This is a genomic window from Limnothrix redekei LRLZ20PSL1 (assembly GCF_043235035.1).
Taxonomy (GTDB): Bacteria; Cyanobacteriota; Cyanobacteriia; order CACIAM-69d; family CACIAM-69d; genus CACIAM-69d.
The window spans coordinates 1-14400 of record NZ_JAZAQF010000059.1 but is presented as its reverse complement, the minus strand read 5'-3'; the positions used below and the strand labels follow the sequence as shown (position 1 = coordinate 14400).

Sequence of the window (14400 nt, the reverse complement as noted above, 5' to 3'; positions counted from 1 at the left end):
CCTGATCCCGAATCCATGAGCACCAACGGCAATCCGTTTCACGATCGCCCCTCTGAACCGGGCGCTGATAGCCTGCCGGGTGACCAACTGCCCCCCGAAGACTACGCCCGCAAGCTCTATGAAATGCAGTTGCGGGCGGAAGAGCGCCGCTTACGAGAAGAGGCCCGGCAAATGGCGATCGCGCGGCGCAATGAGGTATTGCGGCGGGTGCAACAGGGAACCTATTACCTGATTGTGGCCCTGGAAATTTTGATTGGGATGCGATTCCTGTTGCAATTGACGGGAGCGAATCCCCGCAGTCCTTTTGCTCAGGGCATTGAGTTTTTGGCCAATCCCTACATTGGCCCCTTTTCGACGTTATTCCCGGTGTTTCGGTTTGGTCAGTTCAATGCGTTGGATCTGAACGCGATCGTGGCGATGCTGACCTATGCCCTGTTGGGGGTGCTGTTTGTGCGGCTGCTGAAGATTGTGTCGGATTAGCCGATCGGGGCCAGTGATTACCCTCGAAGGCTAGCGATCGAGGGCGTTGGGCGTTGGGTCGCAGGGGAGCAATGTCCATCCGGCAGCCCCAAAGAAAAGTCTTGACTCGCGATCCATCAAGTCTTGCGGCGATCGAGCGCATCGCCCAATCCTTGAATGATGCCGCGGCCAATGAAGCCAAGGCCTCGCCCGATCGCCTGGAGCACCATCAGGGCCCCACGACCGGCCAGGGTGACCGTGGCCCGCACCCGAGGGGCGATCGCGTCGCGGGCTTCAATCAGCAACGTGACCCCCAAGGGCACACCAGACAGGGCCCGCCATTCCTGGTTGCGGGGCGCATAAACCGGCAGGGCCACAATGCCCCGATCGCTGGCCGTCAGCAGCCAATAGCGACTTTCGTAGATGGCTTTGGGTTCGCTGACCCAGCGTTGCACTCGATATTTCCAAGCCAGGTCATTCCGAAACCGTTCCACTTCCCGGGTGGGCAACCAGCGCCGATCGAACAGGGCCAGCTTCAGGCCTTCCCGATCGCCATAGCGATTCAACACCGGTTGCACCACAGCGCAGGCCAAACAAAGCACCAGATTGTGGAGCAGGGCACTGGCCCGATCAAGGGCGGCTCCGGTTCCCGCCTCCACCGTCACCCCATCCACCGTTAAGGGCAGGCCCCATAGCAGATGCTCCAGCAGGGGGCCCAATTCCACGGCACGATTCAGAATATCTGTGGCCACAATCGACCAATCCTGAAGCAATCGATCACGCTGGAGCCGCAAGGCCCCACTGCCCGATCGCAGGGTTGAGCGCTCCGTGAGCCAGTCGCCTAAAAAGTCATCCAGAAGCTGAACCCACCAAGTTTGTAACAAGGCTTCCTGTTGGGCCAGCAGCCGATCGCCCCGCAGTCGATCGCGGCGCACTTCCTCCAGGCCCCGTTCCACCCGCCGCAACACCAGGGCTAAAAGCTCCCGGCGGCGATCGGGATGCAAAATTTCAATTTCCAGGGGAGAACCGGTCAAATTCACCAGTCGATCGACCGTCAGCCGGGCCACCGCATCGTCAAAGAGGGTCGATCGCCAGAGGGTCAGGTCTAGGGCGGTCGGTGTGGAACCACTCGCCGGATCCTCAGGGGGCGGGGGCGGATTACGGCCGGGGTCGATCGCTCCGGAGCCGATCGGGCGATTGGGTGACGCATTGGCCGATGGATTGCCCCCACCCACAGCCTGATTAGCGGCTGAATTGGCCGGTTGCGTTGGTGGGCGGTTAATCGGGCGCGTTGCCGATCGACCCAAAGGCGAATTGAGCACCGATGCTGACGATGCCGTATCGCCCTCTGGATCCCAGCCGCTCCCTTCCCAACTCGTTGGATCCACATTGGTTAGATCCATATTGGTTGGATCCATATTGATCGATGGGTCAGGAATGCCACCCGCCAACCAGCCCAAAACCGAGCGGGCCGCCCGCAACTCGCGCTGCCGGCCCGCCAAGACCCACTGATCCCACCAGGGGCGATCGCGCCGTTGGGCCAACGTGGCCCCGTCTCGCAGGGCCCGATCAACCTCCAGCCACTGGGATTGGAACCAGCGCTGCCGATTGCTGAGGGCTGGCGGTCGGCTCAATTGTCCCTACCCCAACTAGCGAGGTGTGGCAGCGGGAGCCGGTGCGGGCGCTGGACGCAGGGCCCCCGGACTGATGAAGCCCAGCTCCGCCAGTTGTTGATAGGCCTTGGTTCCCAAATCTCGTGTGGGGCTTTGGCTCGAAACAATCTGCACCAACAGAGGAATGGCTAATTCCGGTTGATTTTGGGCCCGGTGAACCAAAGCAAGCTGATAGGTCGATAAATCGCGCATTTGGGCCGCTTCAAGGGCGTTCTTGCGCTGTTCTTGGGAAATGCGGTTGTCGATCGCGGAAAATGCACCAGACAATTGCTGATGAAAATTCGACAACTGGTTAAACACCTGTCGAGCTTGCTGCAAGCGCTGTTGAGCCAAACCGTAGTTTTGGGACTCGATCGCGCGGGCAGCTTCATCCATCAGGCGTTGACCGCCGGCCATGCTCAACAGTCCCGTTGCTTGAACCACCGCCGGTTCAGGGTTAGCTGGCGTGGCATCGGGCAAATTCGTTTCTTGGGCCCGCACGCTGGGGGCCAGCGCGGCAACTGCCAACAGGGGAAAAACAACACGCAGCAACCGAGGGAATCGAAGGGCTAGCATGGGCTGGGTGGATTGAGTAGGAGCCGCTTGACATCCTCCCCACCCCAAGGGCGTGGGGATTCTGGTGCTAACCAAGCAACCGAAGTTGCTCGACTAGACCATGGGTTGACGCTTCATGGGCCGCCACCAGCGAACTGGATTCACGCTGGCCTCTGCGTCCGTTTTGAGTCTCGGACTGCCCGCCCGCGACTGGGATCAAGCCACTCTCTAAGGGCGAGGCTTGTGTCCATTACTTTGGTCAAATCGGCTCTATTCTACGACAAGGTTCGATCGCCCTTGGGCCCCTCCGCGCCCGATCAGCCTAGATTGGTGGCGGTATTGACCATTCTGGCTGGCTGATTTCCGTCGCCGTCGATGATCCCCCCTGTCGTCTTCAGGGCAATCTTCCAGCCTGTTTCCAGCCTGTTTCAGGAGATATTCCCCGTGGCGGATTTGCAACCTTCTTCTCATCCCGTGCCGTCCGATTTGGACTCTGTGGGGGCCGTTGGCGTGCCGCCCCAGTTTCTGGGCCTGGTGTTGCAACGGGGCGGAGATGAAGTCCTCCTAGAAAAAGTGCCCGATCGCTTCGTGGTGCGCCCCAAAGCCGCCCAGCCGATCGATCCCACCCGCCTGCCGGACGTAACCCAGGTGCGACCTCTGGGGCGAGGCATGGCCCTGGTGGAGTTGCTGGTGGCTCCGGCCCGGTTGGATCCGGTGATGGACGAGGCTCGCCGATCGGGAGCCTTTGACTACGTGAGCCATGTTTATCAGTACCAAGGCCAAGGGGCCACAAGGGTCTATTTGGGGGATGAGGTGACGATCGTGTTTCATCCCACCCTGGTGGCCCAGGCGGTGGATGCGATCGCCCAAGGCCTGGGGCTGGTGTTGGTGAAGCCCCTGGACGGCATTCCCAATGCGTTTATCTATCGCCTGAGCGATCGAACGCCCCTCAACCCCCTAAAAATTGCCAACACCCTGTTGGAAAATCCGGCCGTTCTGAGCGCCGAACCCAACGCCATCATCGAGAGCCAACCCTTCTACCGGCCACGGGATGGGTTTTACAGTTCCCAGTGGTATTTGCAAAACAACGGGGGCAGTAGCATCACCGCCGGTTCCCACATCGATGCGGAAAAAGCCTGGGACATTACCCGGGGCGATCGATCCATCATCGTCGCGATCGCCGACGATGGCATCGACCTCAGCCACCCGGACTTTCAGGGAACCGGCAAAATCGTCAGCCCCAAAGACTTTAAAGACAACGACTTTAACCCCCTGCCCGGCACGCGGGACGACAGCCACGGAACCGCCTGCGCCGGGGTTGCCGTGGCCGAAGAAAACGGCAGCGGCATTGTGGGAGTGGCTCCCCGTTGTGCCTTGATGCCCATTCGCACCACCGGTTATTTAGATGACCAAGCGGTGGAAGAACTGTTTGATTGGTGTGTGTCCCGGGGGGCCGCCGTGGTCTCCTGTAGCTGGGGCCCGGGCAGCATTTACTTTCCCCTGTCTACCCGGCAGCGAGCGGCCCTTAACCGAGCCGCCACCCAGGGCCGCAACGGCAAAGGCTGTGTGATTGTGTTCGCGGCCGGCAACGCGAACCGGCCCGTGAATGGCACGGTGAATGAGCAGGGTTGGCCCAACAACGTGTTGTCGGGATCCACGGAATGGCTGTCCGGGTTTGCGGCCCATCCAGACGTGATTGCCGTTTCCGCTGCCACCAGCTTGAACCGCAAAGCCGCCTACAGCAATTGGGGCGATAACATTTCCGTTTGTGCCCCCAGCAACAATGCACCGCCGGGAATTTGGTTGCCGGAAACTGGCGCAATTCTGACTCCCCCCCAGGTGACCAGCAACCTGGCCGGAGCCGGAGTGTTCACGACCGATCGCCTGGGGGCAGCGGGCTACAGCAGCACGGACTTCACCGCCGACTTTGGGGGCACATCCAGCGCTTGCCCGGTGGTGGCGGGTGTGGCGGCCCTGGTGTTGTCCGCGAATCCCAACCTGACGGCGCGGGAAGTGAAACAGATTCTGGAATCAACGGCGGACAAAATTGTGGACACCAACGCCGATCCACAGTTTGGATTTCGCTACGGTTCCTATGACAGTCGCGGGTTTTCCCGGTGGTTTGGCTACGGCAAGGTGAACGCTTACAAGGCGGTGTTGGAGGCCCGAAGACGGGCGGGCGGCGGCAGTCCGGCTCCGAGTCCTGGCCCAACCCCCAGTCCTGGCCCGCTGGGGGATGACGTGACGGGCCATTGGGCCGAAGCGTTTATTCGCCAGTTGATCCAACGGCAAATCATGAGCGGCTACAAGGAGGATGGCACTTTTCGCCCCAACACCAACCTGACGCGGGGGCAGTTTGCGGCCCTGTTGGTGAAGGCTTTTCCCAGTTTGCCTAACCTGCGATCGGGGGCGAAATTTTGGGATGTGCCGGCCAGTTTTTGGGCCGCCGGGGCGATCGACCAATGCTATCGACGCGGATTGCTGGCAGGGTTTCCCGACGGCAGCTTTAAGCCCAATGCCAACCTCACCCGGGCCCAAGCGTTGGTCGCCCTGGTGAATGGTCTGGGTTTGACGGGGGGAACCTTGAGTGTTTTGAGCTATTACAGCGATGCGATTCGGATTCCCAACTTTGCCCGCGACGCGATCGCCACGGCCACGGTGCGGCGCATGGTGGTGAACTATCCCGACCTGACCCGCCTGGAGGCCGAGCGGGCCATCACCCGGGGTGAAGTGTCCGCCTTCCTTTACCAAGCCCTGGTCACCAAGGGCCTGGCCAGCGCCCTGCGATCGCCCTACATTGTCGATTTGGGCAGCAACAACACCAACAGCGATCCGGCCAGCAGCGCCTTCAGCGACATCACCGACCATTGGGCCGCCCCCTTCATCAATACCCTGGCGGCACAGGCCATTCTCAGCGGCTACGAGGACGGCTCGTTCCATCCCGATGAGCCGATTAACCGGGCCCAATTGGCGGCGGTGTTGGTCAAAGCCTTCGATCCAGGCGATCGGCGATCGGGCAAGGTCTTTCAAGATGTGCCATCGGGCTATTGGGCGGCGGCGGCGATCGATCGCGCCTACCGGGGTCAGTTCCTCTCGGGTATGGATGCCGATCGATTTGGCCCCGAGCTGGGTGTGCCCCGTTGGCAGTTGGCCGCGGCCCTGGCCGGAGGGCTGGCTTGGCCCGATGAGTCCCCCGAAGGCTTGGCAGCGCTGGACGATCGCGCCGAAATTCCCAGCGCCGTGCAGGGCAAAATTGCCGCCGCCCTCAAGCGCCAAATCCTGCAAGGGCAACCCAGTCCCGATCGCCTGAATCCCAACCAACCCACCACCCGCGCCGACCTGGCCAGCTTCATTCACCAGGCTCTGATCGCCGAAGGGCGACTGTCTTAGCCCATGTCTGAGGAGTCAACTGGGTGACTGGCCAAGCCTTCGCAGTCCTGGGGGGCAGGGTTTGAGCATCTGGTCTCTGCTGATTGATGAGGCTCACCCGATAGCCGTTTGGGCTGTTTAGACCTCCTGGGCGATCGGTGCTGCTTGGTTGCGGAAATCACGCCGGGCCTAGACCTCTCGGCCAAATCCGGCACAATAGGGACATTGGCCCCATGGGCTAATCAACCGTGCTGGTCAACAGTACAGTGCCACGCCCCAACCTGTTCGCATTCCAATTGCTGCTCCATCCCTGACCATGACTCATCCCTTTTTGGAACGGTTGCATCACCCTTCGCGTCCGGTCATCGTTTTTGATGGCGGCATGGGGACGCTCCTCCAGGCGCAGAACCTGACGGCCGAAGACTTTGGCGGCCCGCAGTATGAGGGGTGTAATGAGTATTTGGTGCAAAGCAAGCCGGAAGCCGTGGCCTATGTGCACCGGGAATATCTGAAGGCAGGTGCAGATGTGATCGAAACCGACACCTTTGGGGGAACTTCGATCGTCTTGGCGGAATACGATTTAGCCGACCAAGCCTACGCGTTAAACCGCAAGGCCGTGGAACTGGCCAAGGAACTCACTCGCGAATTTTCCACCCCAGAAAAACCGCGCTTTGTGGCCGGTTCCATGGGGCCGGGAACCAAACTACCGACCCTGGGCCACATTGACTACGACACGATGAAAGCGGCCTACGCCGAACAGGCTTCGGCGCTGTTTGATGGGGGCGCAGATTTGCTGATTATTGAAACCTGCCAAGACGTGTTGCAAATTAAGTCAGCACTGAACGCGATCGAGGAGGTTTTTGCTGAGAAAGGATCGCGGATTCCATTAATGGTTTCGGTGACGATGGAAACCACCGGCACGATGTTGGTGGGGACGGATATCAACGCCGTGGTGGCGATTTTGGAACCCTACCCGATCGATATTTTGGGGTTGAATTGTGCCACTGGTCCCGATCGAATGGCGGAGCATATTCGCTATCTCTGCGAGCGATCGCCCTTTGTGGTGTCCTGCATTCCCAACGCGGGCTTACCGGAAAACGTCGGCGGCCATGCCCACTACCGCCTGACCCCGATGGAATTGCGGATGGCCCTGCACAAATTCGTGGAAGATTGGGGCGTGCAAGTGGTGGGCGGTTGCTGCGGCACGCGCCCCGACCACATCAAGGAATTGGTCGGCATTTCCGAATCCTTGCAACCCAAAGCCCGCGAGATTCGAGTTCCCGAAAACCTGGAACCGGGCCGGTTCGATCGCAACCCATTACATTACGAACCCGCCGCCGCTTCGATTTATGGCACTCAGCTTTATCAGCAGGATAATTCCTTCCTGATTGTGGGTGAGCGGCTCAACGCCAGCGGTTCCAAAAAATGCCGAGAACTGCTGAACGCTGAAGATTGGGATGGGCTAGTTTCCCTGGCCAAAGCCCAAGTTCGCGAAGGGGCCCACGTGCTGGATGTGAACGTGGACTATGTGGGCCGCGATGGCGAACGGGATATGCGGGAGCTGGTTTCACGGCTGGTGAATAATGTCACTTTGCCGCTGATGTTGGACTCCACGGAATGGCAAAAAATGGAAGCCGGTTTGAAGGTGGCCGGCGGCAAATGTTTGCTGAATTCCACCAATTATGAAGACGGCGAAGAGCGCTTTTTGAAAGTGCTGGAGCTGGCCAAAACCTATGGCGCTGGGGTGGTGATCGGGACGATCGATGAAGACGGAATGGCCCGCACCGCCGAGAAAAAATTTGCGATCGCCCAGCGAGCCTATCGGCAAGCGGTGGAGTTTGGGATTCCCGCCCATGAAATCTTCTTCGATACCCTGGCCCTGCCGATTTCCACTGGCATTGAAGAAGACCGCAAAAACGGAGCCGCCACGATCGAATCAATTCGCTTGATTCGGGAAAATCTGCCTGGCTGCCACATTTTGCTGGGTGTTTCTAACATCTCCTTTGGTTTGAATCCGGCGGCGCGGCAGGTGCTGAACTCCATGTTCCTGCATGAGTGCATGCAGGTGGGGATGGACTCCTCGATCGTCAGTGCGGCTAAGATTTTACCCCTAGCGAAAATTGAGCCAGAGCACCAGGAAGTTTGTCGCGATTTGATCTTCGATCGTCGCCGATTTGAGGGGGATGTTTGTGTTTATGATCCCCTGACCCAGTTAACTCAACTCTTTGAAGGAGCCACCACCAAAAAAGCGGCGGGTGTAGATGAAAACCTCTCCCTTGAAGAGAAGCTGAAACGCCACATCATCGATGGCGAACGGTTGGGCCTCGAAGCCATCTTGCAGCAGGCCATGACCCAATATCCACCCCTAGAAATCATCAACACCTATCTGTTGGATGGGATGAAGGTAGTGGGTGAATTGTTTGCCTCGGGTCAAATGCAATTGCCCTTTGTGTTGCAGTCGGCGGAAACCATGAAAGCGGCGGTGGCCTTTTTGGAACCGCACATGGAGAAATCCGAAACCAGCAACAACGCCAAGGGCACTTTCGTGATCGCCACGGTCAAGGGCGATGTGCATGACATTGGCAAAAACCTGGTGGATATTATCCTCACCAACAACGGCTATCGGGTGATTAATTTGGGCATTAAACAGCCCGTGGAAAACATCATTGATGCCTATGAGCAACACAAGCCCGATTGCATTGCCATGAGCGGTTTGTTGGTGAAATCCACAGCGTTCATGAAGGAAAACCTGGAGACCTTCAACGATCGCGGGATTACTGTGCCCGTGATTTTGGGCGGCGCGGCCCTCACGCCGAAATTTGTCTATGAAGATTGCCAAAAGACCTATCGCGGTCGGGTGATCTATGGCAAAGATGCTTTCTCGGATCTCAGCTTTATGGATAAGTTGATGCCCGCGAAGGCCGCTGAACAATGGGACGATTTCCAGGGCTTTTTAGGGGAATTTGCCGATGATCCGGCGGCGTTGGGTCGCTATGGCCAAGCCAAGGCGGATGGCGACGATGCGGCTGAGAAACCCGCCAAAGCTGAGAAACCGAAGGTGATTGACACGCGACGATCGGAAGCAGTTGACCCAAACATCGATCGCCCCCAACCGCCGTTCTGGGGCAGCCAATTGTTGAACCCATCGGACATTGCGATCGAGGAGGTGTTCAACTATCTCGACCTGCAAGCCTTGTTCGTTGGTCAATGGCAATTCCGCAAACCGAAGGAACAATCCCGCGAGGATTACGATGCCTTTATTGATGCCAAAGTGCGGCCAATTTTGGCGGAATGGAAAGCCAAGGTGCTGGCGGAAAACCTGTTGCAACCGCAAGTGATCTATGGCTATTTTCCCTGCAATGCGGCGGGGAATACGCTCTATATCTACGACCCGGAAGCGGTCAGCGCGGGGGAAACCAACCTGGAGCCGATCGCCCAATTTGAGTTTCCGCGCCAAGGTTCTATGCGCCGCCTTTGCATTGCCGATTTCTTTGCACCGAAGGAGTTGGGCATCTTTGATGTGTTCCCGATGCAAGCGGTGACGGTGGGCGAAATTGCCACGGAATATGCCCAAAAGCTGTTTGCGGCGAATCAATATTCCGATTATTTGTACTTCCACGGGATGGCGGTGCAAACGGCGGAAGCGCTGGCGGAATGGACGCATGCTCGCATTCGGCGGGAACTGGGGTTTGGTGCGCAGGAACCGGACAAATTGCGGGACATTTTAGCCCAGCGTTATCAGGGATCGCGCTACAGCTTTGGCTATCCGGCTTGTCCGAATATTCAGGATCAATTGATTCAGTTGCAGTTGCTGCAAACCGATCGAATCAACATGTATATGGACGAGAGCGAACAGCTTTATCCGGAGCAGTCCACCACGGCGATCGTTGCTTACCACCCGATCGCGAAGTACTTCACGGCGTAGGAGTAATTTTGCTTAATTTGAGACTGCACTCATCTTTATGGGTGTAGTCTCAATCGTTCATTGCGGCAAGAAACTAAAAGACTACTCGGTTGTTTCTGACCTACTAGTTGAGTAATAGGGGTAGCTTTCAGTCTTGGGAGGATAGTAGATCTGTGTAGTGCCACCTGAATCCCACATAGGCCCAAGCAAGTTCTCTAGCACTGCCCGAGCGTTATCATAGATATCGTCGTAAGTCATGATTCGGAGCTTTGGGCTTTCGTTCATCATGGTCTGTAGTTTGCGCCGATCTCTAGGCTGAAGAGAGCTAGAACGGCCGATGACAAGAAGCCCGTTCGGGCTTGCGGAAATGCTGGTCAACCCAAGCTCTCTCTGAACTGTTTGAAGGTTATCTTCTAGATAGCGCTTCCAGTCCACAATCTGCCCTTGAGCATGAGTGAGATCAGCCGTAGGGTGGCCATCTTGCCGAAAGAGTGGCAATGTAGATCGCTCCAATTCCACAAGTAGGTACTCGCCGGTAGCCGTGCAAAAGACGAAGTCAGTGACATTAGACCCAAGTGGCAACTTAGGCCACATCCGAGCATAGGTTGGACACAGCAAAATCGGATGGCTTTGTAGGAACGTCTGCAGCACTTGCTCACGTTCTGGATTTGAGTCAAGCAGAGTCTTGAATTCTGTGAGAAGTTTGGCGTACGCCCGGCGTGCGGAGGCTCTTGGATCCAGAGTACTTAATTGAGCCTCTGCCGTCTGAGCAATGAGTAGAGCACCGAGCAAATCCCGTTCTGCCCATAGGGGTGCGCAGTTAGGATTCCAATTGCTGTCGTCAGTGCCGGGGAAGACTTCTATACAATCCCACCCCACATCCACTCGCAATGAAGATCGGGCGATGAAGGGTTGTTCAGGAGTCAGCTTCTCGTCCGTTCCAAGTAAGACTCCGTGCAATTCCAGATCTATTTGGTTCCTTACGGACAGGAGGCAGTGTGGCTTTGCACCTGGAGGATTAGATGCTTCCGGAAAGGCATTTTCTACATGAAACCAAAGGCGCAATGCCATTACATCCCGAGGCTCACCTTGCTGGGGAGAAATAACACAAAGCTTGAGATCTGCACCGAATTCCTGGCTCTCTGGGAGAGGAACTGCTGGAGATGCGATGTGCACGAGGTTTTGAGACAAGATAGCAGCCCCAGTCACGATACTTTGTGGAAGAACAGCGAACAGCAAACGTCGCTCTTCATCTCTTTTCCTCTCATAGCGGACAACAACTCCGTCGGAGCAAATAGCTATGAGAACGTTTCCAGGGTCAGCAAGATAAGCAGGAATTGCATCCCTCAAATGTGCGTATTGTCCAGCACTCAGAGATTCAGTAGCCTTGAGATACGCCTTGATGGATGCTGAGACAGCATCCACAAACGCGACCTGCTCTGATGTCAACTGCTGTGTGGCCTCTCCTTCCTCCTCCGTCAATACCATTGGGCTTGCACCATCTAGCGTCAGTTGCCACTTTTTAAGCCCACTTTTCATATGCTTTTCTGAGTACTAGCTGCGTATCATATTGTAGCGAGCAAGTAGGGTGGGCAATGCCCACTGCTATCCAGCCAAAACAGCATTCATCCTCAAAACAATGATCGCCTCTTCCGGCAGTGCAATCAGATTGCATTAGCGATGAGCTATAGGTGTAGGTGGGCAATGCCCACCCTACTGCTGCTCCCACTGTGATTAATGCGCGATCAAACTTTGATAATAGGTTTTGACTAGCCTAAGTTTTAGTCATCTAGACTTTCTAAAATCGCTTGAATTTTTGAACAAATATCAGGCAAGTTAATATGAATTACGTTCCAAAGAATATCGAGATCCAGTTCGTCATAATCATGAATCATAACATCTCTTAAACCAGCCATTTGCCGCCAGGGAATCGTTGGATATTGCGAACGAAATTCATTGGATAGACGTTTGGTTGCTTCTCCAATAACAATGAGTCGATATAGAATTGCAGCTTGTTTTTCATCATCTTGTTTTAGGCTATCTTGATCGATACCCTGAGCGTACAGTAATGCTTGTTGGGTGGCAGTAAAAATATCTACTAATGTCTGCTTATCTCGCTTCATAAATGACTTCCGCTGAATCTAAGATTGCTTGGCGGCGAAGGGCGTTATGGCTGTTCATCACACTTTGACGAGTTAATAAATCAACTGGTCGTTGCAAGAGAGTCGCTAATTCTTCTCGCATTTGAACAAACTCCAAGCCCCAAGAATGATGAGGAGCAAAGTTGACCAAGATATCTACATCGCTACTCACGGAAAAGTCATCTCTGAGAACTGAGCCAAAGAGAGCAAGTTCAGCCACTTTCCATCGTTGGCAAAACTCAGCAAGCTGTTCTGGAGTAATGCCTAATCGGGATTGGAGGTTAGGGTTGAGTTGCTGTGTAGTCATTAATCATCGGTTTACAGGGTTAGATTAATGTCATGCATGAGAAACTTACTGCTTGTTAACTCACTGCAAAGCCATCATATTGGCGCATGAGGGGCGAGTGATAAGCTAGCACAATTTCTTCTTTAGGAATTCCACGCTCGACTAGCTCGTTGGCAACCCCAACTTCTGTGCCGTCATATTGAATCCAGACTTTTTCTTGCTCTAGGTCAATGTGAATTAATGTGCCATAGACCCGGCGTTCTTCAAGCCAGCCTGTACGCAGCAGTTGATAGCGATCGCGCTCCACATCAAACATCAACTTCATCTGAATTTCGCCATAGGCAGGCTGAATTTGGCTATGCTCAGTCAGAACTTCCTGAATGATTCGCCGGTAGCGTTCTAGTTTATCCATTGAATACCTCCGATTTTAATGTTGTAAACCACAATCAAAATCTGCTGCTCTTTCACAATTTCTTCGACAAATTTAAGTCTAAAAAATTGATCATATATTTGACTAGGTACAGCTAAATATAACTTTCTATTCGCTTCCTGAGCACGTAACGCATGGCGATAATTGAAATATTGACCGACAGCCGTGTGAAACTCGGAAATAGCTGAGGGGTGAGTGAAGCTTTTGACCTCAACGGCAATTTTCTCGGAATTGCGTTGAGCTGCAAGTAAGCGTTCTGCCCCCAGATCAATTTGCATTTGCACATCACCGTAGTCCACAGGGAAAGGATCATGGGTAATCTCCCAGCCCTCAGCAATCAGGGCTGACTTGACAATATGGTGAAACAGATCTTTTGCCATCAGTGACCACCTCCGACACCATACCCCTCGATGGATTGCAACATTTTAAGCAGAAATTGCAGACCCCGTTGCATAAATTACCTGAGCAGAAGAAAGAATTTCGTGGCGGCGTAGATAGTTGCGACTGCTGGCAATTCCTTGGCGAGTAATTAAATCAATCTCCCGATCGAACATAATTTTCAGCTCTGCTTCCATACGGTCTAAGGTGCTGAATGTGGGGCGAGCTTCTGGATGAAACTCAACCATAATATCGATGTCGCTGTCGGGTCGGAAATCGTCGCGGAGAACTGAGCCAAAGAGTGCGAGTTCAACCACTTTCCATCGTTGGCAAAATTCAGCAAGCTGCTCTTGAGTAATGCCTAATCGGGATTGCAGTTTAGGGTTGAGTTGCCGTGTAGTCATTAATCGTCGCCTCTGTTGTCTCTAATTCAATGGTTTACAGGGTTAGATTAATGTCATGCATGAAAATCTTATTGCTAGTCAACTCACTGCAAAGCCATCATATCGGCGCGAGAGGGGCAAGTGATAAGCCAGCACAATTTCCTCTTTGGGAATTCCACGCTCAACTAGCTTGTTGGCAACCCCAACTTCTGTGCCGTCATCTTGAATCCAGACTTTTTCTTGTTCTAGGTCAATGTGAATTGTGGACGATCGAGCCGATCGAGCAATAGGTCTCAATGGTCGATCGCCCTGTGGCCTAATTTAATCCTCCGTTGTTACTAAATCCAACAGCGATCGCCCCAATAGCCGCGCGTCCTCATCAGACATCACCAAACACAGCGATTCCGTTTGCCCCAAGCAATCATCCAAGGCTTGAGGCTGCTTCAACGCAAAGCTCAAATGAACCTCATTCGTTAAATGACAGATCCGTTTTCCCACGATCGTCACACTGGTGCGATCGCTCATCAAAGTCATGTCATGGGTCACCAGCGTTTGAATCTGCATTATCCTTCTCTCCTAATGATTTGGGGGTGTTTTGGAACACTTGGGGATACTTTGAAAAGGCTTGAGGACTAAACTTCAACCCAGAATCCAATTAGCCCTTCAACACTGGACACATCAGCCAGAGCAAACAGAACATTACGACTCGGATTCATTAGACCTCTTGCACGAATCAAATTGGATGTGTTGCCTGGTAGTTGAGCAACCCGGCCAGCAGATGAAGCCTCAAGCCAAAACGGCGACGACGATTGCGATAGCGTCCTGAGAAGATCCGAAATCGCT

The 14400-nt window shown here is 54.9% G+C and carries 12 protein-coding genes and 2 pseudogenes; 3 read left to right on the top strand and 11 right to left on the bottom strand.

The window, feature by feature from the left end:
- The first annotated feature begins 15 nt into the window (after positions 1–15).
- Entirely contained in the window at positions 16–480 is a 465-nt protein-coding gene (locus VPK24_RS09750) for a YggT family protein (protein WP_393012600.1), read from the top strand.
- 116 nt (positions 481–596) lie between these two features.
- Here VPK24_RS09750 and VPK24_RS09745 read toward each other — a convergent pair whose 3' ends face one another.
- Both VPK24_RS09745 and VPK24_RS09740 read right to left on the bottom strand, forming a co-directional pair.
- A complete protein-coding gene (locus VPK24_RS09745; protein ID WP_393012597.1) occupies positions 597–2093 on the bottom strand; it encodes a DUF3685 domain-containing protein in 1497 nt (498 codons plus the stop codon).
- A 15-nt stretch (positions 2094–2108) separates the two neighbouring features.
- A complete protein-coding gene (locus VPK24_RS09740; RefSeq protein ID WP_099531474.1) occupies positions 2109–2687 on the bottom strand; it encodes a hypothetical protein in 579 nt (192 codons plus the stop codon).
- A 432-nt stretch (positions 2688–3119) separates the two neighbouring features.
- Between VPK24_RS09740 and VPK24_RS09735 the strand changes: the two genes are divergently transcribed.
- Together VPK24_RS09735 and metH are read left to right on the top strand one after the other, a co-directional pair.
- Positions 3120–6056, top strand: a complete 2937-nt coding sequence (locus VPK24_RS09735) for an S-layer homology domain-containing protein (protein ID WP_393013171.1) — start codon at positions 3120–3122, stop codon at positions 6054–6056.
- A 295-nt stretch (positions 6057–6351) separates the two neighbouring features.
- A complete protein-coding gene (gene metH, locus VPK24_RS09730; RefSeq protein WP_393012594.1) occupies positions 6352–9960 on the top strand; it encodes a methionine synthase in 3609 nt (1202 codons plus the stop codon).
- 81 nt (positions 9961–10041) lie between these two features.
- On the opposite strand, the gene VPK24_RS09725 is transcribed toward metH, so the two are convergent.
- The 9 genes and pseudogenes from VPK24_RS09725 to VPK24_RS09685 form a co-directional block, all read right to left on the bottom strand.
- On the bottom strand, positions 10042–11478 hold the full coding sequence (locus tag VPK24_RS09725; protein WP_393012592.1) for a Shedu immune nuclease family protein: 1437 nt from the start codon (positions 11476–11478) through the stop codon (positions 10042–10044).
- A gap of 242 nt (positions 11479–11720) precedes the next feature.
- Positions 11721–12062 (bottom strand): HepT-like ribonuclease domain-containing protein, encoded by a 342-nt coding sequence (locus VPK24_RS09720; RefSeq protein WP_393012590.1) that lies wholly within the window; start codon positions 12060–12062, stop codon positions 11721–11723.
- Positions 12049–12387, bottom strand: coding sequence for a nucleotidyltransferase family protein (locus VPK24_RS09715; protein WP_393012587.1), 339 nt, complete (start codon positions 12385–12387; stop codon positions 12049–12051). The genes VPK24_RS09720 and VPK24_RS09715 overlap by 14 nt, the downstream gene beginning before the upstream one ends.
- 55 nt (positions 12388–12442) lie before the next feature.
- Positions 12443–12778, bottom strand: coding sequence for a XisI protein (locus VPK24_RS09710; RefSeq protein ID WP_393012584.1), 336 nt, complete (start codon positions 12776–12778; stop codon positions 12443–12445).
- Positions 12766–13176, bottom strand: a complete 411-nt coding sequence (locus VPK24_RS09705) for an element excision factor XisH family protein (RefSeq protein ID WP_393012581.1) — start codon at positions 13174–13176, stop codon at positions 12766–12768. The genes VPK24_RS09710 and VPK24_RS09705 overlap by 13 nt, the downstream gene beginning before the upstream one ends.
- Before the next feature lie 45 nt (positions 13177–13221).
- Positions 13222–13578: a nucleotidyltransferase family protein gene (locus VPK24_RS09700; RefSeq protein ID WP_393012577.1), complete on the bottom strand. Its 357-nt coding sequence runs from the start codon at positions 13576–13578 to the stop codon at positions 13222–13224.
- A 78-nt stretch (positions 13579–13656) separates the two neighbouring features.
- Positions 13657–13824: pseudogene (locus tag VPK24_RS09695) on the bottom strand (element excision factor XisI family protein); the annotation flags it as partial.
- A gap of 54 nt (positions 13825–13878) precedes the next feature.
- A complete protein-coding gene (locus tag VPK24_RS09690; protein ID WP_393012574.1) occupies positions 13879–14121 on the bottom strand; it encodes a hypothetical protein in 243 nt (80 codons plus the stop codon).
- 169 nt (positions 14122–14290) lie between these two features.
- Positions 14291–14400, bottom strand: a pseudogene (locus tag VPK24_RS09685) (IS5/IS1182 family transposase); the annotation flags it as partial.

Bases quoted from the DNA above. Each gene is read 5' to 3' on its own strand.
- VPK24_RS09750 (WP_393012600.1), top strand. From the start codon at position 16: ATGAGCACCAACGGCAATCCGTTTCACGATCGCCCCTCTGAACCGGGC.
- VPK24_RS09740 (WP_099531474.1), bottom strand. From the start codon at position 2,687: ATGCTAGCCCTTCGATTCCCTCGGTTGCTGCGTGTTGTTTTTCCCCTG.
- VPK24_RS09725 (WP_393012592.1), bottom strand. From the start codon at position 11,478: ATGAAAAGTGGGCTTAAAAAGTGGCAACTGACGCTAGATGGTGCAAGC.
- VPK24_RS09715 (WP_393012587.1), bottom strand. From the start codon at position 12,387: ATGACTACACAGCAACTCAACCCTAACCTCCAATCCCGATTAGGCATT.
- VPK24_RS09710 (WP_393012584.1), bottom strand. From the start codon at position 12,778: ATGGATAAACTAGAACGCTACCGGCGAATCATTCAGGAAGTTCTGACT.
- VPK24_RS09705 (WP_393012581.1), bottom strand. From the start codon at position 13,176: ATGGCAAAAGATCTGTTTCACCATATTGTCAAGTCAGCCCTGATTGCT.
- VPK24_RS09700 (WP_393012577.1), bottom strand. From the start codon at position 13,578: ATGACTACACGGCAACTCAACCCTAAACTGCAATCCCGATTAGGCATT.
- metH (WP_393012594.1), top strand. From the start codon at position 6,352: ATGACTCATCCCTTTTTGGAACGGTTGCATCACCCTTCGCGTCCGGTC.
- VPK24_RS09690 (WP_393012574.1), bottom strand. From the start codon at position 14,121: ATGCAGATTCAAACGCTGGTGACCCATGACATGACTTTGATGAGCGAT.
- VPK24_RS09720 (WP_393012590.1), bottom strand. From the start codon at position 12,062: ATGAAGCGAGATAAGCAGACATTAGTAGATATTTTTACTGCCACCCAA.